This is a genomic window from Virgibacillus sp. Bac330 (assembly GCF_003667845.1).
Lineage (GTDB): Bacteria > Bacillota > Bacilli > Bacillales > Amphibacillaceae > Virgibacillus > Virgibacillus chiguensis.
Genome location: NZ_CP033048.1, coordinates 2,528,903 through 2,552,882, shown reverse-complemented (window position 1 = coordinate 2,552,882; position 23,980 = coordinate 2,528,903). Strand labels below are relative to the sequence as shown.

Sequence of the window (23,980 nt, the reverse complement as noted above, 5' to 3'; positions counted from 1 at the left end):
AAGGGTGTCTGGGGTGACCCAGAATCTGAAGGAAGTCGGCGGCAAATCTCCGCCCTTAGGAACACGAACTTCATAGAAGGCTAGGTGTACTTGGATGAGACTGCACAACAAGTCAAAGTCCTTACTGCCAAAGGGTACACAGAGTAAATGAAGTGGGGATGTGGAGAGGAAGAATGTGTGCTTACCCCGGGAGATCTGACAGAAAAGCGGTGCACACGCCGTAACCGAACATGTAAGTGTTCGCTGAACTGTCAGAAGTCAGCCGAAGCCGTAGTACTAGATATTTCTAGGAAGGGCTGAATCATTGAAGAAGAATGGTCGCTTCGGAGTACGCAATACTTGATGAAGCAGAAACAAGAAAACCTTCCTAGTGAAGGAAGCGGTGAATCCCGTGGGGGACACTAGAAGGGCTGAGAGAAATTGCCACACAAGAAGAAAGAGCCATTCACGTAGGAGTTAGATATCATGTTGGAAAGCATTCTATCACGAGAAAACTTAATATGTGCACTGAAACGTGTCGAACGTAACAAAGGAAGCCACGGTGTGGATGAAATGCCCGTACAAAACCTACGAGCGCATCTCATGGAACACTGGGCTTCCGTTCGAGAACAACTCGAATCAGGTACCTACTATCCTCAACCCGTTCGCCGTGTCGAAATCCCGAAACCAAACGGCGGAGTGAGGAAGCTAGGAATTCCTACCGTGCTAGACCGTTTCATCCAACAAGCAATCGCACAAGTTCTAACAACCATCTATGACGCAACATTTTCTGAACATAGTTATGGTTTTCGCCCAAACAGACGAGGACATGACGCGGTTAGGAAAGCGAGAAGCTATATGAAAGATGGCTATCGCTGGGTTATAGACATGGATTTAGAGAAATTCTTTGATAAAGTACATCACGACCGATTAATGAGGAAACTGAGCCAAAAGGTCAAAGATCCGAGAGTACTTAAACTTATACGTAGGTATCTCCAAGCTGGCATTATGGAGGACGGAATCGTTCAACCAAACACAGAAGGAGCCCCTCAAGGCGGACCATTAAGTCCGTTGCTATCCAACATCGTTTTAGATGAGCTAGATAAAGAATTAGAGCGAAGGGGGCTCCATTTCGTCCGTTATGCGGACGACTGTAACATATATGTTCAATCGAGGAGAGCGGGATCGCGAGTGATGAAAAGTATCACTACATTTATCGAAGGAAAACTCAAATTAAAAGTAAATGAACAGAAAAGTGCAGTAGACCGCCCATGGAAGCGTAAATTCCTAGGATTTTCTTTCACATTCCATAAAGAGAACCCAAAGATTCGGGTTTCTAAAGAAAGTATCAAACGCTTTAAACAGCGTGTCAGAGAACTAACCTCAAGAAAGAAGTCTATGAATATGCAGGATAGAATCGCAAAGCTAAATCGATACTTAGTAGGTTGGCTAGGCTACTATCAGCTAGCAGAGACGCCCTCTATATTTGAAGTTTTGGATAGCTGGATTCGAAGAAGGATGCGAATGATACGCTGGAAAGAATGGAAGAAAGTCAAAACAAAATACAAGAATTTAATAAAACTTGGAATTAGTAAAGGAAAAGCATGGGAGTGGGCAAACACGAGAAAGGCTTATTGGCGTATAGCTAAAAGTCCGATCTTACATAGAGCATTAGGTGATCGATACTGGTCAAACCTAGGCTTAAAGAGTCTACATAAACGATATCAAACGATGCGTTGGACTTAAATGAAACCGCCGTATACGGAACCGTACGTACGGTGGTGTGAGAGGTCGGGGGTTAGTCGCCCCCTCCTACTCGATTTGTTCTGGATAGAAGTTGATCTCAAGAATGGGAGAGTTGTGTGCTGGACAAGTGTAGGTGAGAGGTATCCGTCGCGTATGCTCCTTTTCGTCTTGTGCTACTTCATTAGTGAGGATTGAAAAATGCGTACGGAATGAAGAATCACTTCACTATGTAAGATGTAAGTTATATTTTGCTACATCTTTTCATAAACTGTTCTGTAGGCTCTATGCATCTAGGGAGGGTGACTTAATTTGTGTGGAATAGTAGGTTATGTGGATTTTAATAGAGATGTGCGGGCAAAGGAAAAAATGCTTGAACAGATGACAGACACATTACTACATCGTGGACCGGACGAAACGAATACTTGGATGAATCAACATGTTGCTTTTGGGCATCAGCGGCTTTCGGTTATTGATATTGAAGGTGGAAAGCAACCAATGCACAAAGCGAAAAACCGTCATACTTATACGCTTATATACAATGGTGAGCTATATAATACGGATGAACTACGTAGCGATTTAAGACAGAAAAACTATCATTTTGAAACGACATCTGATACCGAAGTGTTGCTTACTGCTTACTTGGAATGGCAAGAACAATGCGTCGATTATTTAAATGGAATATTTGCATTTGCAATTTGGGATGAAGACAAAGAACAACTGTTTATAGCTCGAGATCGCTTGGGGGTTAAACCGTTATTTTTTCAAGAAAAAAATGGGCAGTTTATCTTTGGCTCCGAACTAAAAGCTATCCTAGCTCACGAAAAAGTAAAAGCGGAAATTGATCGCTCTGGTTTAGCAGAAATATTTGGTCTTGGTCCGTCTAGGACACCAGGACATGGCCTATTTAAAAATATGCATGAGCTTCGGTCAGGTCACGCATTAACTTTTTCAAAAAATGGTCTTAAAAAATGGCGCTATTGGAATGTAAACAGTCGTCCGCATACAGATTCTATGACCGAGACAATAAGTAAAGTAAGAGAGCTATGTATCGATGCAGTGCAACGACAGCTCGTTTCTGATGTTCCTATATCCACTTTTTTATCTGGTGGTTTAGATTCGAGTGCTATCACAGCAATTGCCTCACAATATTTTCAGGAACGAGGAAAAGGGTCTCTCACTACTTTTTCTGTAGATTATGAAGGTAATGCAAATTATTTTAAGGCAAGCAAATTTCAACCGTCCATGGATCAGCCATTTATTGAGGAGATGGCAACCGTTTTTCAAACGAATCATCATAATGAAGTGATCTCTGGGGAAGCATTAGCAAGCCATTTAAAAAAGGCTGTAGAATTACGAGATCAGCCTGGAATGGCGGATATAGATTCGTCACTATTATGGTTCTGTCAACAGATTAAAAAGCAAACGACAGTGAGCTTATCAGGAGAATGTGCCGACGAAATATTTGGCGGCTATCCATGGTTTCATTCCCCACCGACGGATGAAGAAGCAGGTTTTCCATGGATGCGATCTTTATCCTCACGTATTGATTTACTTCATCCTCACTGGCAGGAGAAGTTACAGCTCTCAGAATATGTGCATGCCCGTTATCAGGAAACAATTGATGAAACACCACGCCTTGATGGAGAAAAAGAGGAGGATGCACGTAGAAGAGAGTTGTTTTATTTAAATATGCATTGGTTTATGGCTCAGTTATTGGATCGAAAAGATCGGATGAGTATGGGAGCGAGTTTAGAAGTTCGTGTGCCTTATGCGGATCATCGTTTAGTAGAGTACGTGTGGAATATACCATGGGAAATGAAAATACTGGAAGGGAAAGAAAAAGGTATTTTACGAAAAGCAATGGAAGGCATTCTACCAGAGACCATTCTTTATCGTAAAAAAAGTCCTTTTCCGAAAACATTTCAACCAGCATATACAAATGCAGTTAAAAAATGGATGCGGGAAATAGCAGACGATAAGGATGCTCGATTATTTGAGTTCTTAAATAAGGAAAAAGTAGAGGCTATTTTAGTAAGTGAAGGGAAAGAATTTAAAGAACCGTGGTATGGACAATTAATGCAAGGACCACAACTCATTGCTCATCTTTGCCAAATAGATTACTGGTTGAGAAGGTATGATGTCAAGGTGGTGGAGTAAGGATTGATTCTTCATCTAACGCTTTTCGGCATACCCCTAATTTAGTGGTATGATTCCTAAAACTTTCGTTGATTTGTTCCACTCGCTACGTTGCCAAACGGGTGCCCCCCTCGCCTTTGTTCTTAAATAAACATGTATGCACAAACATGCCGTGGTTGCACGAAGACCACGGCGTTTGATGTACAACAGCTTTTCGATGGAGTTTGTAGCTTCGTGCATGTTGAAAATAGAGGGAAATAGTTGCCTATCAATGGATAGCAAGACATTATGTTCATAAAATCAAGTACGTAATGAATGACTTGTTGATGCACGTTAGCGTAAAAGTGCATGTAGTCGTGTAGTAGACGAAGGAAAACATGTTCTTGAAAGGTCTATTGATTTTTTTATGATACTATTTTTATATTTTTCAGTAGATAAAAAATTATATCTTAAATGAAGGCAGGGGAGCAAAGTGGAAGAAAGAATGGAGGAAAAGCCCATAAAGCAAACAAGAAAGAAAACGAAAATAACCATCATTATTTTTGGGATGATAACACTCCTATTTGTAATCGCTTTCTTTGTTGTTACTGTGTACTTGGATCGTTTGGTTGAAAAAACAGAGGGAAGTATCGAACTTTCCGTTTTACAGCAGAAGGTGGACGTCATCACGGATGCCAATGGCGTGCCAAAGATACAGGCGCAAAATGAACATGATTTATATGTAGCACAAGGGTATGTTCAAGCACAATATCGGTTATTTCAAATGGATATGTCCCGCAGACAGGCATCCGGTACGATTAGTGAGGTAGCAGGTGAGGCAGCCGTTGATCAAGATAAATATTTTCGTACATTAGGACTAAGAAGAGCAGCTGAGAAATCTTACGACCTTTACTCTGATGAAGCAAAAGAAGTATTGGAGGCGTTTGCCAAAGGAGTCAATGCTTATATGCAACAAGCGAAGGAAGATAATACGCTACCAATTGAATTTAAATTAATGGGCTTTGAACCAGAAAAATGGACACCGCTAGACTCATTAACCATTGGTAAATACATGGCATTTGATTTGGGTGGTCACTGGGAGCAGCAAGCGTTCAATTATTACTTGCTACAACAATTTGGAGAAGAAAAAGCATACGAGTTATTTCCATCTTATCCTCAAGAAAAGCCTGTTATTATGGAAGAAAAATATGTTTCTGTAGAAGATAAACTATCTCAAGCAATTATTCCGCCAGCATTTAATGGGAGCAATAATTGGGTCGTTTCTGGTGAAAAAACAGCTTCTGGGTTCCCTATGTTAGCAGATGATCCACATTTGGGCTTAGCGACTCCATCTATCTGGATTCAAATGCAGTTGCAAACCGAAACGCAACAAGTAAGCGGTGTTATTTTTGCAGGAGTTCCAGGAATTATATTAGGTCATAATGAACAAATTGCGTGGGGAGTAACCAACACAGGACCAGATGTGCAGCAATTATACCTTGAAAAAAGAAAGCCTCATTCTAAAGCGACGTTTTTATTTGAAGGGAAGTGGGAAAAAGCAAGGATTATTCAGGAACCGATTGCCGTGAAAGACGGAGCAACGATTGATTATGAAGTAGTCGAAACAAGGCATGGTCCTGTTATCTCCGAATTTGCTGAAGATAGTGGGGAGGAAAATGTTCTGTCACTCAAATGGACTGCATTAGAAGCAACGACGGAATTGGAGGCTATTTTACAAATAAATAAAGCGAAGAACTGGGAATCTTTTGAAAAGGGCTTGGAAAAGTTCTTAGCCCCCGCGCAAAATTTTGTCTTTGCATCTAATAGCGGAACAATAGCTTATAAGGCAAATGGGAATATTCCAGTTTATGAAAACGGAAAAGATGCCTTGCTCCCACTTCCAGGTTGGCAAAGGGAAAATGAATGGCGTGGCTATATTCCGTTTGATGAGCTTCCCACAATGGTTAATCCAGAAAAAGGTTATATTGCGACTGCTAACAACAAAATAACGACAGAAGAGTATCCGTACCATATAAGTAATGTATGGGCGCAACCGTATCGCTATGAACGCATTGCAGAAGTATTAGAGAGTGTGGAGAAAATAACAGTTCAAGGCATGCAGGATTTACAAATGGATAGCTTTAACAGGCAAGCAAAAGAACTCATACCTGCATTTTTACAATTATTAGAAGAGAGGGAACTATCCAAACAAGCTACAGAAGCACTCCATCTGTTAGATAAATGGGATTATAAGGATGATGCTTCTGCTACTCAGCCATTACTATTTCATCATTGGTATAAAAATATTGAAAAGATCATTTATCAAGAAATACCAGATTCCATGTTAGATCTATTTAAGGGGAAGGGACAGACGACAGATGCTTTATTAAGAAAAGCAATAAAAGGAGAATCGTCTGTATGGTTAGAAACTTATGGAGGTTTACAACAAATATTATTGGATTCGTTACAACAATCTATTACGGAGTTAGAAAGGAAATATGGGGAGCCTATATCAGAGTGGAAATGGGGCGATTACCATCGCGTCTACTTTGAACACCCTCTCTCCAACGTTCATCCTGTTTTCGAGTATGTTTTTAATCAAGAAGCTCCTATTCCAGTAGATGGAAGCAATGTAACGCCAATGGCAGCAAGTTTTGAAGAAGAGACAGGGATTGTAGATCATGGCGCTTCTTGGCGGTTTGTAATAGATATGGAAACGCCATCGAAAGGCTACCATATCGTTGCACCTGGACAGTCAGGTCACGTGAAAAGTCGGTGGTATGAGGATCAATTACAAGATTGGGTGGAGGGAAATTATCATACAACCTATTTGGATAGTATGACAGGAGAGCAATTGACACTGTACCCATAAATGAATAATATTTCCCGGGGAATAAACTTTAATAACCAAATGCCTGAAACCGGTTATTTTTACAGATTTATGTAATGTTGTAAAAAACATGAGTTTATGTCAAAAAAGAACGATAAGTGGGTTCTTTTATAATCAAGGTAAGTAGTAAAAAAATATTGACAACGCTTTCTTTGTGAAGTAATATAAACTTATAAGTTAATTATGTGGCGGAGAATAGGAGATCCACACTTTATGATAGTATAATTCTTGAGGGAATGATATGCATATAAGGGTGTGGATTTTTTTCGTTTGCCGTAAAATTAAAATAATTCTGATTTTTAAGGTTGGTGAGCTAGAAAAGGCTAGTGCTTCTATTAATTGTTTGGAAAAAGGCTTACCAGTATACTTCGTCATGAGAATGGACTGAGTGAATGTAAGGTAGCAACATTAGAAGTATACAACTAGAGAGAAGCTCTCACTAAAAGAAATTTATATTTAAAGCCCATAATTAATGTAGTCTAAATCAAAGGGGTGTTATGGTGGCTGAATCAGAATTTTTAGCTGAATTAATTGGTACGATGATTCTCATTATTCTTGGTGGTGGTGTTGTTGGTGGTGTGACTTTAAAGTCATCCAAAGCAGAAGGATCGGGGTGGGTCGTTATTACGATTGCCTGGGGGTTGGCAGTTGCATTTGGGGTGTATGCAGTTGGGAATTACTCTCCTGCACACATTAACCCTGCTGTTACGATAGGTTTCGCTTCTATTGGAGAATTCCCATGGTCTAAAGTACCGATGTATGTAACGGCACAAATCATAGGGGCAATTATTGGTGCGGCGGTCGTTTTTATTAATTATTTACCCCATTGGAGAAAAACAAAGGATCAAGCTACGAAGCTAGGTGTTTTTGCTACTGGACCAGCAATTCGCAGTCCGCTTGCAAACTTATTGAGTGAAATCGTTGGTACATTTGTGCTCGTTTTAGGGCTTTTGTTTATTGGAGCAAATGAATTTACAGAAGGTTTAAATCCGATTATAGTTGGGGTATTGATTATAGCAATAGGGATGTCATTAGGTGGGGCAACGGGTTACGCTATTAACCCTGCTCGTGACTTAGGACCACGTATTGCTCATGCTTTACTTCCGATTCCGGGGAAAGGTTCTTCCGATTGGGGCTATGCTTGGGTTCCGATCGTAGGTCCAATTGTAGGAGGAATATATGGAGCATTTTTTTACGATGCCCTATTTATCGGTGAATTCACTGCTGTTTTCTGGATATTAAGTGTTGTTATTGCATTACTTATCATAGGGGCAGTTAGCATGGAGACGAAGGGAGAACGTTCTGCTAAAATAAATAATCATAGCGCTTAGGGGGATAATAATGGAAAATAAATATATTTTGTCAATTGATCAAGGTACGACTACTTCTCGTGCAATTATTTTTAATCAAAAGGGAGAGATTGTCGAGACGGCGCAAAGGGAGTTTGAGCAATTTTTTCCTCACCCAGGTTGGGTGGAACATGATGCAAATGAAATTTGGACATCCGTATTAGCTTGTATAGCAGATGTATTACGTAAAGCTGATTTAGCAGCGAATCAAATTGCCGGTATTGGAATAACAAATCAACGTGAAACGGCTGTGGTTTGGGATAAAAAAACGGGCAAACCAATTTATCGAGCCATTGTTTGGCAATCTCGTCAAACAGAAAATATATGTAAGGAACTTAGAGAAGCTGGACACAATGAATTGTTTAGAAAGAAAACAGGATTGCTTCTTGATCCTTATTTTTCTGGTACAAAAGTAAAATGGATTTTGGATAACGTAGAAGGTGCAAGAGAAAAGGCGGAAAATGGAGACTTACTATTTGGTACGATTGATAGCTGGCTCGTTTATAAATTCTCTGCTGGAACCACACATATAACCGATTATACGAATGCGTCTCGTACATTGATGTTTAATATCTATGATCTCCAGTGGGATGATGAATTATTAGAAATTTTAACCATCCCGAAAAGCATGTTACCTGAAGTGAAACAATCATCAGAAATATACGCATATACGGTATCCTATCATTTCTTTGGTGAAGAAGTCCCAATTGCAGGTATCGCTGGAGACCAGCAGGCAGCATTATTCGGGCAAGCGTGCTTTGAAAAAGGAATGGTAAAAAACACGTACGGTACAGGTTGCTTTATGCTTATGCACACAGGTGAAGAGGGTGTAGCTTCTGATCATGGCTTATTAACTACGTTGGCTTGTGCAGTAGACGGTAAAGTAGAGTATGCATTAGAAGGCAGTATCTTTGTGGCTGGCTCTGCTATTCAATGGCTTCGAGATGGGTTAAAACTCATTGAAGATTCTCCGGAAAGTGAGCTATTTGCCAAAAATGTTCCAAACACGGATGGCGTATATATGGTCCCAGCCTTTGTAGGTTTAGGCACACCTTATTGGGATAGTGATGCTAGAGGAGCTGTATTTGGGCTAACTCGTGGAACAACAAAAAGTCATTTCATACGTGCAACATTGGAGTCTTTAGCGTATCAATCCAAAGACGTCATTAATGCCATGGTTGCCGATTCACAATTAGATTTAAAAACGTTACGTGTGGATGGAGGAGCCGTTAAAAATGATTTGTTAATGCAATTTCAAAGTGATATTTTAGGTGAAGTACCTGTTGAACGTCCTATCATTCAAGAAACGACAGCATTAGGTTCTGCATATTTAGCTGGTTTAGCGTTAGGTTATTGGAAAGACAAAGATGAAATAGCCAGTCAATGGGAAGTAGAAAAAACGTTTCATGGAAACATGGGCAAACAAGAACGTGAAAAATTATATGCTGGCTGGCAAAAGGCTGTAGAAGCGACAAGAGTTTTTAAATAATCGTATAACATGTATAAAAAAGGAGGTCAAGACTATCTTAAAGATAAGCATGACCTCTTTTTACACTACAGAAAGCATAAAATTTTTAATAAAGTATAAAATTGATGCTATGGCGTAACCAAATAATCGAATGGGCCCCGTCCGGCGCAAGCGCCCAGCAACTAGGCGACTTCACTCCATTTCCTTAAGCTAAGTCATCAACGGTTCGTTTTAAATGGAAGGCCGATTAAAGAGACGGGCTTGTCGGAGGGAGCCGGCATACTCCTGTTGCAGGAACATAATTCCTAAAACTTTCGTTCCAGTCGCTACGTTGCTAACCGGGCGCCCCGAGCCTTTGTTCGGGTTTATAGTATAAGAAAAACAAAGACTTTTGCCATAAGACTTGGCGACAAACCAATTTTTCTAAAGCGAAGAGTAATAGCCTTTAAGGGAAGTACTTATACACAAGATTGTTGAAAACAAAAATTCCAAAGCCTTCCAAGTGTAAAAAAATTTTACTACAATAGAGTTAAGGAGGAATGAAGCAATGAAAAAAATTATTAATAATCCAAATGAAGTTGTACAAGATATGGTGCAAGGTCTAGTTGCTGCTTATCCGTCCAAATTAAAAGTAATTCCTGAGACGCTTGTCATCGCTCGTAAAGATGCGCCTGTAGAAGGTAAAGTTGGTTTAGTGAGTGGTGGGGGGAGCGGTCATGAACCAGCTCATGCGGGATATATTGGGAAAGGTATGTTAGATTGCGCGGTTGCAGGTGAAGTTTTTACATCACCAACGCCTGACCAAGTATTTGAAGGAATTAAAGCAGCAGATGGAGGAAAAGGCGTCTTTCTCGTCATTAAAAACTATACAGGGGATGTACTTAACTTTGAAATGGCTGCAGAGTTAGCTGAAGCAGAAGGTATTCAAGTAGAAAAAGTAATTGTAAATGATGATGTTGCTGTAGAAGATAGCTCGTTTACAACGGGGAGAAGGGGTATAGCTGGTACCGTACTCGTTCATAAAATAGCTGGGGCTATGGCTGAAAGTGGCGCCTCATTGCAAGAGGTAAAGCGTGTTGCTGATAAGGTTGTAGCCAATGTGCGATCCATGGGTATGGCGTTAACTTCTGGTACTGTCCCAGCCGCTGGAAAGCCAAGTTTTCAGTTAGAAGATAATGAAATGGAGATAGGAATAGGTATCCACGGAGAACCAGGAATTGAACGAAAGCAAATCGCTTCGGCTGATGAGATTGCTACAGAATTAGTAGAACGAATTTTCACCGATATAGACATACCAAAAGGACAAGAAGTAGTGGTAATGATTAATGGTTTAGGTGCTACTCCGGAAATGGAACTATTTATTCTTAATAAAAAGGTGCAAAACCTGTTAAAAGATAAAGGTATTGAAGTATTTCAAACATTTGTAGGAGAATATATGACATCATTGGAGATGGCGGGTTGCTCAGTTACTTTGCTAAAGGTAGATGACGAACTAAAATCTTTGCTACAAGCTCCGTCTGAAGCACCTGCATTTCGCAATTAGGAGGAAACAAAAATGCAACTAAATGTAAAGAATACCGTTCAATGGATGCAACGAGCAAATGAAAAAATGCAAGCAAACAAAGATGAATTAACGGCTCTGGATCAGCCTATTGGAGATGGTGACCACGGAATAAATATGGCTAGAGGTTTTCAAGAAGTTGCTACAAAATTGGAAGAAGCTACGTATACGAATGTATCTGAAGTTCTTAAAGATGTGGCGATGACGTTAATGTCGAAAGTAGGCGGCGCTTCAGGCCCTTTATTTGGAACTGCTTTCCTTAAACTATCAACGAAACTAAAAGGAGAAGAACTTGTAGACCAAACTAGTTTCGGCGCTGCATTAAATGAAGCAGTAAATGGGTTAAAACAACGTGGTAAAGCAGAAGAAGGCGAGAAAACTATGGTTGATATGTGGGCATCAATCGCACATTATTTTACTGATAATGAGCATTCAACACCTGCTGGGCTCATGGCCAGCGCGGATGCTGCACTTGAAAAAATTAAAGCAATGACTGCAACCAAAGGACGAGCAGCCTATTTTAAAGAAAAAACGATCGGACACCAAGATCCAGGTTCAGCTTCTACTTATTTTATTTTTGAAGCTCTAGCAGAAGTGTGGAAAGGAGATAGTAAAGCATGAGTTATGTAGGTATTGTGTTGATTTCTCATAGCCATAAAATTGCTGAAGGAGCTAAAGAATTGATTCGTCAAGTGATGAAAGAAGTTCCTATTGAAGTGGCTGGAGGAACGGAGGACAATGAGATAGGTACGAGTATTGAAAAAATTAACAGTGCCATAGAAAAAGCAAATAGCGGAAGCGGCGTACTATTATTTTATGATCTTGGTAGTGCAAAAATGAATGCTGAAATGGCTATGGAAATAGCTGACCAAGAAGACATTAAATTAGTCGAAGCGCCAATTGTAGAAGGAGCATATGTTGCCGCAGTAGAATCGGGTATGGGCAAAAACGTGGATGATGTCTATGAAGCTGTACGCAGTTCTTTCCCTGAAAAATAAATAAAATATTCTTTTAGCCCTCTTGCTTAGTAAAGTAAAGAGGGCATATTTTGATTTCAAAATTTATATGTTGGATTTTAAAAATGAATTGTGTTTAACAAAGAACCCGTATTATTTGGAAATACGGGTTCTAAAATCATTTATGAAACTATTAAGCTGCTTTTGATGGAGAACCAGCAACGCTTTCTTCAATTTTCATTCCATTTCTTGCATTTTGCCGTGCATATTTATAAAATAAGCCGATTACTCCAATTGTGATTATTGCGCTTAGTATATATGTTATATTCATTGGTATTCTAAGTCCAATTGGAGCATTGAGAATATAAGCTGTCGTTACATACGTCATGAAAATGCCTGGAATCATGGCTACGAAATAATTCTTTTTGGCAATAAATAAATACATGGAGGCTACCCATAATGCAATAACCGCTAAAGATTGATTGGCCCAAGAGAAATACCTCCAAAGCAAGGTGAAATCCATATTGGTTAAAATAACAGAGATTGAAAATAACGGTAGAGCGATGATTAAACGTTTCGTAATTTTCTTTTGTGATACATGAAAGTAGTCAGCAATGATCATGCGTGCACTGCGAAATGCCGTATCACCAGATGAAAGCGGAAGAAAAATAATCGATAATACAAGAACAGATCCCAAAATGGAGCCGAGCATCATTGTGCCAACTTCACTTACAATACCACCCGTTCCGATGGTGTTAATGAGTTCATTTAAAGTAACGGTCCCTCCGAATAAACTCATAGCTGCGGCGGCCCATACCATTGCAATAATTCCTTCTACGATCATCATGCCATAGAAGACACTTCTTGCTTCTTTTTCATTTTTTGTCGTTCTAGCAATAATAGGTGATTGTGTTGCATGAAATCCAGATAAAGCACCACATGAAATAACTAGAAACAATAACGGAAATACGGGTGTATTTTCAGGGTGTAAATTGGTTAAAGATACTTCTGGAATTGGTGCTTGATTGATAACAAGGCTAATACCTAACGCTAATGTTCCAATAAGTAAAAATGCTCCAAATATCGGAAATAGCTTCCCAATTAATTTATCGATTGGTAACATCGTGGATAGGATATAGTATCCAAAGATAATGACAATAAGTGCCACAAGTGCAATCGATCCATTTACTAAATCAAAAATTAGGCCAGCGGACGAACTAACAAAAACGGTACCGACTAGTAGTAGAAGCAGAACGGAAAATATGTTAACAATATGTTTCATATATTTTCCTAAGAACTTTCCAGCCAGTTGTGGTAGATGTGCTCCGCCATTACGAATGGAAATCATTCCTGTTAAATAATCGTGCACTGCTCCTGCAAAAATACAGCCAATAACGATCCAAAGAAATGCTACTGGTCCATATAAAGCGCCCATGATGGGCCCGAAAATGGGGCCGACGCCTGCAATACTAATTAACTCTATCATGGCATTTTTATTCCGTTTTAGTGGCAAATAATCCACGCCATCTTGTTTCGTAATGGCTGGTGTTGGTCTGTCTGGTTGAACTCCAAAAACTCTTTCGATAAATTTACCATATGTGAAATAACCTACAATTAATAATATAATTCCTCCTAAAAATGTAAACATATCACGTCATCCCTTTCTCGTTGAATTCGTTTACACTCCTAATGTAATATGAAACCGTTTTTAAAGGGAGAATTCTGGATAACATGCAAGTTTTCTTATCTAACATGTTTTGATTTTAGATTAACGTGAAAAAGATGAACAGTTTAGGAAATACGTAAGAGGAGGATGAGGAAATAGTATAATCAAGTAAACTATGTTAAGAATAATAAAGAAGATATAGACGTTTGGTAATAGTCAGACATGCCTTAGTGTAAGGCAATGTAAGATCCCGCAGGAAAAAAGCGAACTGCTTTTTCTCACTATCGGAAAGTATAAGGTTTTTTGTTTTATAGTATAAGAAAAACAAAGGCTGTCGCCATAAGACTTGCGACAAGCCAAGCTCTTCCAACAAGGGCGCTGAGCAAATCCATCGAGAGCGTAGTATTTTTCGCAACGGCTACTATCTACCTTCGCTTGTGCGTTTATAAACAATTCTCCCTGCTGATTGAAGATTCACTTTCTATGAGAAGGTGACAAAAATAAAATTGTTTAAAGTTCTAATTGTTCGCGTAAGGATTTTACGTAATTTCTACTCACTGGTAAAGATTCATTTCTGCCGAAGACCTGTAAATTATAAGCGCCATTAAACCATGGAGTGAGTTTGCTTACATAATGAAGATTAATAACATAACTTTTATGAATGCGAAAAAAACGAAAGGCGCTTAATCTTTTTTCTAAATCCTTTAACGTTTTTTTAGAAAAAAATATTTTAGATTTGGTCACGATTTTGACTTGTTTGTCTACGCTCTGCAAGTAGAGTATTTCAGTAGGGTCTACATATATAACACCATCTTCATTTTCAATCCCCAATTTATTAGCAACCTCTTGTTCCTTTTCTTCTACATGAAATAACGTTTTTTCAATTCTAGAAATCGTTTGTTCTAAATGTTTTTCATCATACGGCTTTAATAAATAGTCAATGGCTTCATATCGAAAAGCTTGGACAGCAAATTGAGGGTACGCTGTAGCAAATACTAATAATGGAGGGTGTTTAAGTTCTTTTAGTGAAGCAGCTGTTTCCATTCCATCCATTTCAGGCATCTCTACATCAAGAAAAACAAGATCAGGTTTCTTTTTCATTGTTTCCATGATGCATGCTTCCCCAGAATTTGCTTGTCCCACAATTTCAATATTTGGGAAGTCATTTAGTAAATAAATAAGCTCTTCTCGATTTAATTTTTCATCATCTACAATTAAAGTTCTAATGATGCGATTCATAATTATTCCTCCGTCTGTCTATTTCTTATTGTCCAGAAATTATAAAATGAGGCGCTTTGTTACCGCAAAACAATCGAGTAGCCACGTCCGGCTCCAGCACCCAGAAACTAGACGACTTCACTCCATTGCCCTAAGCTAAGTCATCATTGGTTCGTTCTAAATAGGAAGGCCGACTAAAGACAGGCTTGCCGGAGGGCACCGGCATACTTCTGTTGCAGGGAGCATGATTCCTAAAACTTTCGTTGATTCGTTCCACTCGCTACGTTTCTAACCGGACGCTTGCGCCTTTGTACTTGGAATTGAAAATTGCACGCATGTTCCTTCATGTATTTTGCTAGTGATGACTAACTTCGCTGATGGGCCAAATTTCATGGTTAGTCTGCGATTAATATTATATAAAGCCATTCCTGTACCGGATTTAGATGGAACCACTTTTTGACCAATACGGTCCATTTCTTTATTCGGTATTCCTTTTCCGTTATCTGTAACAGATATATGTGTAGCATTATTCTTATTATATATCTGTATAATAATATTTGCGTTTTCTTTTTTATCTTTTAAGCCGTGTTTCATTGCATTTTCAACAATTGGTTGCAAAATTAATGGAGGCACTGTTTCCTTTAAGCAATCGTCATCAATGTGATACCCCACGTGTAGGCGATCGTGAAAACGTGTTTGCTCAATATCTAAATAGGCTTGTACATGCTTTAATTCTTGATCGATGGTAACTTCTTGATCTGTCGTTACAGTTAAATTTTGCCGTAAAAAGTGGGAAAGCGATACAAGTAATTTTCTTGCTTTCATCGGGTCAATTCGTACAAGAGACGTTATCGTATTTAATGTGTTAAATAAAAAGTGGGGTCTGATTTGTGCTTGTAACGCATTAATTTCCGATGCCTTTGCTAATTGCAACGCTTCTTCGGCACGGGCAATCTCTAATTGATTACTTAGCAATTTTGCCAATCCGCTTACCATCTCTCTTACTAGACGGTTAATATCTTCTTTGGAATGATAGTAAAATTTTAACGTGCCAATGGTTTTTCCTCGTTGTTTTAATGGAGCGACAACGACGGCTTTTAACGGGCAATTATCATGGCTACAATGGATTTGTTGTCCGGAAGCAACGATTAATTCTCCAGAATGAATGGTATCCCTTGTAATTTGTGTTTGGATTTGATTTCCTTGTTTGTGATGATCATCAGCCAACCCTACATGAGCGAGAATTTCCTTATCATTCGTCATGGAAACAGCAATAGCGTTCATCTCTTGATAAAGGATGTTACAGGCTGCTTGCGCCGTTTGTTCATTTAGTCCTTTTCTTAAATGGGCAAGCGTTTTATCAGCAATACGCAAAGTTAATTGCGCTTGAACTGCGCCAACTTTATCTTCTTCCTGAATGACCATTTGAATAATGAGCATGAATAAAGCGCCGCCCAAACCGTTTGCAATTACCATAGGCAAGCCAATAACTTCTACTAAAGGAATGTTCTGTTCAAATGACCCTGCCAAAAGCAGAATAAGCAACATTTGGATGATTTCTGCCGTTGCGGTAATTGTAAATACTTTTGGTAATGAATGGTGGCTTTGTTTTTTGTGAAAATATCCGGAGAAAAAACCTGCAATAATGGTAGCAATTCCACAGCTTAACGCCGTATAGCCTCCTAGTAGAAAACGATGAACACCAGCAATAATTCCTGCGCCTATGCCAATTCTATAACCACCTAGAAGTCCTGCTACAACGACGCCGATAACTCTAAAGTTCGCAATTGCTTCATCTGGCTCAATCCCAATTCGCCAACGTTCAATTTCAGAAGTACCTGTATTAAAAATTAATCCTGTGTATGTACCAATAATGCCAAATAAGCCAAAGAAAAGCATAGCCTTATATTGTTGGCTTTGACTTAATGTATGTTGTGAAATCATATTGCGAAAAAATTGTAGACGTGTAAGTAAAAAAGCGATCATGACAATAATACCGAGTCGCTCTAACATCATAACTAGTAGGTCAAACATGCAGTCCCTCTTTTCATTTGTAACGATATGTTGGAAATTTCACAAATAACTGTAAGCTTAAGCAATGGTGGTGATGTGATTTTACTGCTTTTTAGGTGGTTTTGATTTTCCCTAAGTTTTGGATGTGAAAGGTGAACTTCTTTTTATACTATAGGATATAATAAGCAAAACTACAGTTTCAATCCAGTTCGGCTTTTAAAACGCTTTAAAATAATCGAACTTTCTACACGAGTAATACCGCTTACAGAGTATAATTCTTCATTGATAAAAGTTTCTAATTTTTGGAAATCTTCAACTAGTACATGCATATGTAATGTACTAGGACCAGTCATTTGATAGATGCTTGCTACTTGAGAATTATCAGCTAAATTTTGAGCAACTTCTTGTAATTGCATAGGTTCTACATCTACTTCAAAAAAAGCTGAGACTTGCTTGCCAAATTTTTCGGAGTTAATAACAACCGAAAATTTTTCAATAACTCCTTTATCTTTTAGGTTTTGAATGCGGTCTTTTACGGCTACTCGTGATAGACCGACTTTTTCTGCTAATTCAACGTACGATAACCTACCATCTTCGGTTAAAGCTTCTAGTAATTTTTTATCTATATGATCCAATTTCATATCATAGCTCCTACTCATTTTTTGTATTCCTATTTATTTTAACAAAAATAGCAACGTAAGAAAATTACGTTGTGTAATGAGTTCCTATATATAGTGATAGATGTAACGAAATGAAAGTTATTATTATGATTTACACCTTTTATGTTTGTAATTATAGTTAAAAAGTTTATTAATGAATGTAATTGGCTTGACAACGGAATTATTGTTTATTATTATTTAAATAATTTTAAAAAAAGTAAAATTGCTCCATTCGTATAAAGTGAATCTTTTCGCTGATCGTTCAGCACCTTGATGATATTACCTCAAGATCTTAGGAATAAGTTTCAAACTGCTATCCTTCTCTTAGATTTGTCCAGCTCACCTCTTTCATTTCTTGATGTGGGGTTTTAGTGTACCTTATACCCTGGATGAAACTTCATTTCTTATCGATTTAGCAAGATTAAAAACATTTATGAAAAAGGAGTCAAACCTTATGGAATTTTTTCAAAGGCAAACTTATCCTTATGCTGTCCCACGTCAAGCTGCATATGCAAAAAAAGGAATGGTAGCAACTTCGCAGCCGTTAGCCGCACAAGCAGGGCTTGAAATATTAAAACAAGGAGGCAATGCGATTGATGCTGCTATTGCAACTGCGGCATGTCTAACTGTAGTTGAACCGACATCGAATGGTATTGGAGGAGATGCGTTTGCATTAGTATGGACAAAAGGGAAGTTACACGGTTTAAATGCAAGTGGAAAATCACCTCAACATATCTCCGTGGATGCTGTCAAGGAGTTGGGTTATAAGGATATCCCAGAATATGGATGGGTTCCAGTCACTGTTCCTGGAGCTCCAAGTGCTTGGGCAGAGTTATCTAAAAAGTTTGGTAAGCTTTCGTTGCAAGAAGTTTTAAAACCTGCAATTCATTATGCATATGAAGGGTTTCCGGTTTCGCCAATATTAAGTAGGTTTTGGAACAACGCCTATCAAGTTTATACACGGAAACTGACAGATGATTTATTTAAAGAATGGTTTACAACTTTTGCACCTAAAGGAAAAGCACCTGCAGCAGGTGAAATATGGTACGCACCAAACCATGGAACGACATTACAGGAAATAGCAGATAGCTACGGGGAGTCTTTTTATCGTGGAGAATTAGCAGAGCGTATTCATCAATTCTCTAAGCAAACTGGTGGTTTTCTAACAAATGATGATTTAGCTAGCTATTATCCGGAATGGGTGAAACCGATCCATGTGAAATACCGAGGTTACTCTATTTGGGAAATACCACCGAACGGTCAAGGGATTATTGCTCTTCAAGCATTGAACATTTTAAAAGGATTTCATTTTGAAGAGAAAGATCATGTTGAAACATATCATAAACAAATCGAAGCTATAAAACTAGCATTTGCAGATGGACAGAAACATGTATCTGAACCATCATATATGAGGTATTCAGTAAGTGAGTTGCTAAGTGAAGAATACGGGGCGATCCGGAGAGGGTTAATAGGAGGTCATGCACTACAACCAGAAGCTGGAGAGCCTGCTCTAAGCGGTACTGTTTATTTAGCTACTGCCGATCAGGAAGGGAATATGGTATCATTTATACAAAGCAATTATATGGGATTTGGCTCTGGTATTGTAGTTCCTGGCACAGGGATTGCTTTGCAAAATAGAGGTCACAATTTTTCGATGGATCCTTCCCATGTAAATGCTCTTGCAGGTGGGAAAAGAACCTATCACACTATTATACCTGGTTTTATGACTAAAGATAATCAGCCTGTAGGACCATTTGGGGTGATGGGAGGTTTTATGCAACCGCAAGGCCATGTGCAAGTGATTATGAATACGCTTGATTTTCAAATGAACCCACAAGTCGCACTAGATGCACCACGGTGGCAGTGGATAAAAGATAAGCAAGTTGAAGTCGAAGATCGTTTTCCACATCATATTGCTTTGGAGTTAGCAGAAAAAGGACATCGTATTCAAGTACAGCTAGAACCAAATAACTTTGGAAGAGGGCAAATTATTTGGAGGAACCCAGACACTGGTGTGTTAATTGGTGGTACAGAATCGAGGACGGATGGAACGATAGCTGCTTGGTAAAACAGAGGTAGAAAAACATGGGTTCATTTTATACTAATTTAAATTGCTGTAAGACTTCGCTTCAAGAATGGGGAGCAAACTACTAACAGCACTCAAAGTTCTTATTCGTTTACCTAGCGGTTAGTAAGCGATGATTGATTCCGTAAGATATTTCAACCTTTTCATCATATAGTTTAGCTGGTTGTATGAGTCGGAGGTTAATTTTACAAAAAGGTACGTGACTTATGAAATTACAATGGAATATTTTTGTAGCTTTTTTCAGAGTAGGTATATTAGGTTATGGCGGTGGCCCTAGCTCTATTCCGCTTGTTCATAAAGAAGTGGTCGATAAATATAAGTGGATGAGTGATGAAGAATTTGGTGATTTATTAGCACTTGGCAATACATTACCTGGACCAATCGCAACGAAACTAGCGGGATATATTGGATATCGTGTTTCTGGTGTTTTAGGAACCATAAATGCTGTACTTGCAACGATTTTGCCTACGATTTTTTTCATGATTTTATTACTATCTTCCCTTTCATCTATTAAAGGTTATGATTGGGTACAAGGGATGACAGCAGCTGTAATTCCGGTAGTTGGAGTAATGCTTGCAGTATTAACCTGGCAATTCATTCAGAAAGCAGGAAAAGGTATGGGGTGGGTTCCAACAGGAGCTATGCTCGTTGTCGTTTTTGTCCTATTAGAATTCTTCAACATCCATCCTGGTATTCTTATTGGAGTTTTATTATTCTTAGCGATTGTAAAAAAAGATCGTAAAAAAGAGAAAACGCACCTGTCGGAAAGAGAAGGTGATTCATGATGATATACTGGGAGATATTTCTGGCTTTCTTTATTCCAGGGATTTTAGGCTACGGTGGAGGTCCTGCTTCTATACCACTTGTCGAAAATGAGGTCGTCTCTCGTTACGGTTGGATGGATGTTCAACAGTTTAGTGAAGTTTTAGCACTTGGCAATTCGTTACCCGGCCCTATTGCTACAAAAATGGCAGGTTATATAGGATATGAAGTAGGTGGACCGCTGGGTGCATTTGTTGGAGTGTTTGCAACTGTAGCGCCTTCCTTGATTTTGGTTATTATTTTATTAAGCATTCTATATAAATATAAAGACTCTCCGAAAGTAAAACGGATGACCTTATATGTTAGACCAGTTATCGGTATCTTGCTTGGTGGTATGGCTTGGCGATTTTTTAGTGAATCTTACGTTAACATAGGTTTGCTCCAAACAGCACTGTTGAGCGTAATTAGTTATCTATTAATGGAAAAATTTAAATTGCATCCCGCATTTGTTATTGGTGGTGCATTGGTTTATGGAGGCTTTTTGTTATAAAAGCATAGCATGCGTTTGTGTTGCAAGCTATGTATGATGGACAGAGCGTTAGCGTCAGTATAAGGCGCTGTAAGCCTCCCACTTCAAGAACTGGTGGCTGCTGTTTTGCAGGATGAAACGAAAGTGGGAGCTAACAGTACCTAAACTTTCTATGGAAGATTCACTTTATCTTTAAGCACAACGAAGGGTTTTGTTATAAGATAAGAAAACTTCCTTCTATCGGACAAGTTGCAGCTGTTTAAGCCCATTGTATATACCTGATTCTTCTACAGAAGTAGTTCTGTGCTTAGCATAAGCAAATAGCCCAGGGTTACTGTTTTCCATCGCGAATCCTTCTCCTACAACTTGTAACATTTCCTTATCATTCATTCCATCACCAAAAGCGATTGCTTGACGTGGCTCTACATCTAAATGTTGCAGCACGCTTTTTATTGCTTCTCCCTTATTAACTTGTTGACGAATGATATCATAGCAATTTGATATATTATTTACGGTTACTTCTGATAAGTAGATGTCTGCATCTAATTCTTCATAAGCTTGTACTTGACTTGGTAAGACATTAATTATAGAGGAACCTAGAATTTGATCGTGTACATCTGTAGTTAAAAGTTGGTTGTTTCTAAGTTGAAAAACGTCTACAAAATTCTTGATGGCAGGATGTGACAGAGAAGTGTAATAGTTTTTATCTTTTGTATAACAAACTAATTCATGGTGATTTTGCTGTGCTAAAGCTAAAAACTGTTCTAATACCCGTTTATCTATTGGTGTATTAACAAGTATGTGGTTTTCATAAATTGCATAAGCCCCATTGTAGCCTATGTATCCTTCTACACCCAATTCCTCACCTAATTCTTTTACTTCATGTAACGGTCTTCCGGTACAAATAAAGACGAGTATACCTTGTTGCTGTACTTGTTTAATTGCATCTTTTGTACAGGCAGTGTAAGTATGATTTGGGGTTAAAATAGTTCCATCAATATCCAAGAATAGCGTTTTGTATGTCATGATCGGTTCATTTCTCCTTTATGAATTTTTAAAGGTATCATCCTATCTATTATTGAAATGATTATATTATTTGTCAACGATACATAAGCCTGGTACTGAAAATAGTATGTACACAGTATTTTGGGAAATATTTTAAGATGCTGTTAATATAATTGTTCCATAAGCTTTTTATTTTCATTCATAAATTTTACTTATTAGAATGAAAACGAAACTACTCTTGTAATATAAAAGATGTAACTTGCGTTAATTGTGTTAGAAAAAACTTGACTAATTGAAGACGTCCATTATATGGAAACGCATTCTAAAAAAGAGTTGTTAGAGTAAAATGTTTATGGGAGAACATACACCCCCGTCATAGGTGTTGAAGTCGGAAGAGTTCAACACCTATGACGGGGCCAGCAAGCGAAGCGCGATAGTTCTACTGTCGTTTTAGATGAAAAAAAGGACCTTCTTTTGTATAGTTAAGTTTACGACAACACCAACTATAGAAGGAGGCCCTCCATTGAAAGATACCATATCTACAATCACAATGAAAGAGTTAGAACAAATTACATACCGTGCATTACAGGAAAGTTTTTCAGGGGTGATGTCACAAACGCTTCAGGAATTAGATGAAACCATTGCAACAACAAGGGATAAGAAAAGGTTTTATTTAAAGGATAAGAGAACGTTGAAATTTGAATCTGTCTTCGGGCAGGTCGAGTTGAAAAGGAATTATTATCAAGATAGAGAAACGGGGAACTATGTATTTTTATTGGATCAATATTTAGCTTTTGACGGCACCAAGGGGATGAGTCCGGTGGTGCAGGATTTGGCGATTGAATTGGCTGTTACAGGTGTTTCTTACCGTCAGGCTAGTCGAGCAATGGAAAAGCTTTTAGGTTACCCTGTGATTAGTCATGAAGGCATACGCCAGCAGTTGTTGAATACGGAGGTTGTGCCAGAGAAGTCTGTCCCGCTTGAGCAGGATGTCGTGTTCGTGGAAGTGGACGGGCTTTATACGAAAAGTCAAGAAAAAAATAAAAAAGGCAGGGAAATTAAAATTGCCAGTGTACATCAGGGCTGGGAAATGAATGGGAAGCGGGCAAAACTGATAGAAAAAAGACATTTTATTCATGAAGGAAAGCTGCCGTTCTGGGAAGAGTTTGAGCAATATTTAATGGCTACATACGAGTATGATCCGACCAAACACCATCTCGTTATAAACGGGGACGGGGCAAAGTGGATCACGTCCTGCCGCGACTATTTCCGAAGCAATGCCACCTTTGTCATTGATCGCTTTCATGTTGCCCGTGATGTACAACGGTTATTTAGGAAACATCCAAGATATCGAGCCATTCGAAAAAAACTGGCAAACTATGACTGGGAAGGCTTTATGGTGGAGTTGAATAGTGCAGTTGGTACGCTTGAAAATGAAAAGAAGGAAGAACGGTTGGAAGAGTTAATAGCCCAGCTTTCTCAATATCCGGAAGCACTTGGAGACTACCGTGAGAAGCTGAGAGGCAAAGGTATAGACACCACAGGATTTCGCCCCATGGGAAGTGCAGAAGGAACGATGAGCGTGTTCGCCAGACGCCTTAAAAATGGGCGCAGCTGGTGTGAAAACGGACTTGATAAATTTATCGACATTATGGTTGCCCTAAAAGATAATCTTGAGATTAAGACACTACAAGGTATGCTTGAACCGACAATGGAAATAGCAGAAAAAAGCAAGAAAGAGAAGCCACCTAAACACTTTGTAGAGAAATTGAAGGACAGCGCTGCAGAAGCAACCCGGAACAACTTGGGTTATTTAAAAGGGGCTCTTGGGAAACCAGTTACGGCTGCTTTAAAAGGGTTGCGAGGCATTTAAAAAAAGCAAAAAAGCTTTAAAGAATAAAGGAAGGAAGGACTGAAATCGCTACCAAAAACTGAATCTAAAACCATGCAAAATAAGGGACTTTAAAAAATCTCCCAC

The 23,980-nt window shown here is 38.8% G+C and carries 17 protein-coding genes; 12 read left to right on the top strand and 5 right to left on the bottom strand.

Features of this window, described 5'->3' with window-relative positions; all coding sequences use genetic code 11:
- Window positions 1-462 precede the first annotated feature (462 nt).
- The 8 genes from ltrA (at window position 463) to dhaM (ending at window position 12,106) form a co-directional block, all read left to right on the top strand.
- Window positions 463-1,725, top strand: coding sequence for a group II intron reverse transcriptase/maturase (ltrA, locus tag D9780_RS11855; RefSeq protein WP_121638889.1), 1,263 nt, complete (start codon window positions 463-465; stop codon window positions 1,723-1,725).
- A 309-nt stretch (window positions 1,726-2,034) separates the two neighbouring features.
- Window positions 2,035-3,882, top strand: coding sequence for an asparagine synthase (glutamine-hydrolyzing) (gene asnB, locus D9780_RS11850; protein ID WP_121640217.1), 1,848 nt, complete (start codon window positions 2,035-2,037; stop codon window positions 3,880-3,882).
- 463 nt (window positions 3,883-4,345) lie between these two features.
- Entirely contained in the window at window positions 4,346-6,712 is a 2,367-nt protein-coding gene (locus tag D9780_RS11845) for a penicillin acylase family protein (protein ID WP_121641485.1), read from the top strand.
- A 515-nt stretch (window positions 6,713-7,227) separates the two neighbouring features.
- A complete protein-coding gene (locus tag D9780_RS11840) occupies window positions 7,228-8,061 on the top strand; it encodes an MIP/aquaporin family protein (RefSeq protein WP_073012917.1) in 834 nt (277 codons plus the stop codon).
- Window positions 8,062-8,071: 10 nt separating this feature from the next.
- A complete protein-coding gene (gene glpK, locus D9780_RS11835; RefSeq protein ID WP_121640216.1) occupies window positions 8,072-9,568 on the top strand; it encodes a glycerol kinase GlpK in 1,497 nt (498 codons plus the stop codon).
- Between the two features lie 526 nt (window positions 9,569-10,094).
- Window positions 10,095-11,090 (top strand): dihydroxyacetone kinase subunit DhaK, encoded by a 996-nt coding sequence (dhaK, locus tag D9780_RS11830; RefSeq protein ID WP_121640215.1) that lies wholly within the window; start codon window positions 10,095-10,097, stop codon window positions 11,088-11,090.
- A 12-nt stretch (window positions 11,091-11,102) separates the two neighbouring features.
- A complete protein-coding gene (dhaL, locus tag D9780_RS11825; RefSeq protein ID WP_121640214.1) occupies window positions 11,103-11,729 on the top strand; it encodes a dihydroxyacetone kinase subunit DhaL in 627 nt (208 codons plus the stop codon).
- On the top strand, window positions 11,726-12,106 hold the full coding sequence (dhaM, locus tag D9780_RS11820) for a dihydroxyacetone kinase phosphoryl donor subunit DhaM (RefSeq protein WP_073012906.1): 381 nt from the start codon (window positions 11,726-11,728) through the stop codon (window positions 12,104-12,106). The genes dhaL and dhaM overlap by 4 nt, the downstream gene beginning before the upstream one ends.
- Before the next feature lie 151 nt (window positions 12,107-12,257).
- Here the strand turns inward: dhaM and D9780_RS11815 are convergent, their stop codons facing one another.
- The 4 genes from D9780_RS11815 to D9780_RS11800 all read right to left on the bottom strand — a co-directional run bounded on the left by D9780_RS11815 (window position 12,258) and on the right by D9780_RS11800 (window position 17,602).
- The gene (locus tag D9780_RS11815) at window positions 12,258-13,712 is read right to left on the bottom strand and encodes a carbon starvation CstA family protein (protein WP_121640213.1); all 1,455 of its coding nucleotides are present in this window, start codon (window positions 13,710-13,712) and stop codon (window positions 12,258-12,260) included.
- 528 nt (window positions 13,713-14,240) lie between these two features.
- The gene (locus tag D9780_RS11810) at window positions 14,241-14,969 is read right to left on the bottom strand and encodes a LytR/AlgR family response regulator transcription factor (protein WP_121640212.1); all 729 of its coding nucleotides are present in this window, start codon (window positions 14,967-14,969) and stop codon (window positions 14,241-14,243) included.
- A 267-nt stretch (window positions 14,970-15,236) separates the two neighbouring features.
- The gene (locus tag D9780_RS11805; RefSeq protein ID WP_121640211.1) at window positions 15,237-16,982 is read right to left on the bottom strand and encodes a LytS/YhcK type 5TM receptor domain-containing protein; all 1,746 of its coding nucleotides are present in this window, start codon (window positions 16,980-16,982) and stop codon (window positions 15,237-15,239) included.
- 170 nt (window positions 16,983-17,152) lie between these two features.
- A complete protein-coding gene (locus tag D9780_RS11800; RefSeq protein ID WP_121640210.1) occupies window positions 17,153-17,602 on the bottom strand; it encodes an Lrp/AsnC family transcriptional regulator in 450 nt (149 codons plus the stop codon).
- A gap of 472 nt (window positions 17,603-18,074) precedes the next feature.
- Between D9780_RS11800 and D9780_RS11795 the strand changes: the two genes are divergently transcribed.
- The 3 genes from D9780_RS11795 (at window position 18,075) to D9780_RS11785 (ending at window position 21,018) form a co-directional block, all read left to right on the top strand.
- Complete coding sequence (locus D9780_RS11795) at window positions 18,075-19,688, top strand: gamma-glutamyltransferase family protein (protein WP_121640209.1); 1,614 nt, start codon at window positions 18,075-18,077, stop codon at window positions 19,686-19,688.
- Window positions 19,689-19,912: 224 nt separating this feature from the next.
- Entirely contained in the window at window positions 19,913-20,491 is a 579-nt protein-coding gene (locus D9780_RS11790) for a chromate transporter (protein WP_121640208.1), read from the top strand.
- Window positions 20,491-21,018: a chromate transporter gene (locus tag D9780_RS11785; protein WP_121641484.1), complete on the top strand. Its 528-nt coding sequence runs from the start codon at window positions 20,491-20,493 to the stop codon at window positions 21,016-21,018. Before D9780_RS11790 ends, D9780_RS11785 begins: the two co-directional genes overlap by 1 nt.
- 216 nt (window positions 21,019-21,234) lie before the next feature.
- Here D9780_RS11785 and D9780_RS11780 read toward each other — a convergent pair whose 3' ends face one another.
- Entirely contained in the window at window positions 21,235-22,023 is a 789-nt protein-coding gene (locus D9780_RS11780; RefSeq protein WP_121640207.1) for an HAD family hydrolase, read from the bottom strand.
- 502 nt (window positions 22,024-22,525) lie between these two features.
- Here D9780_RS11780 and D9780_RS11775 point away from each other — a divergent pair.
- A complete protein-coding gene (locus D9780_RS11775; protein ID WP_240458673.1) occupies window positions 22,526-23,875 on the top strand; it encodes an ISLre2 family transposase in 1,350 nt (449 codons plus the stop codon).
- Window positions 23,876-23,980: the final 105 nt, after the last annotated feature.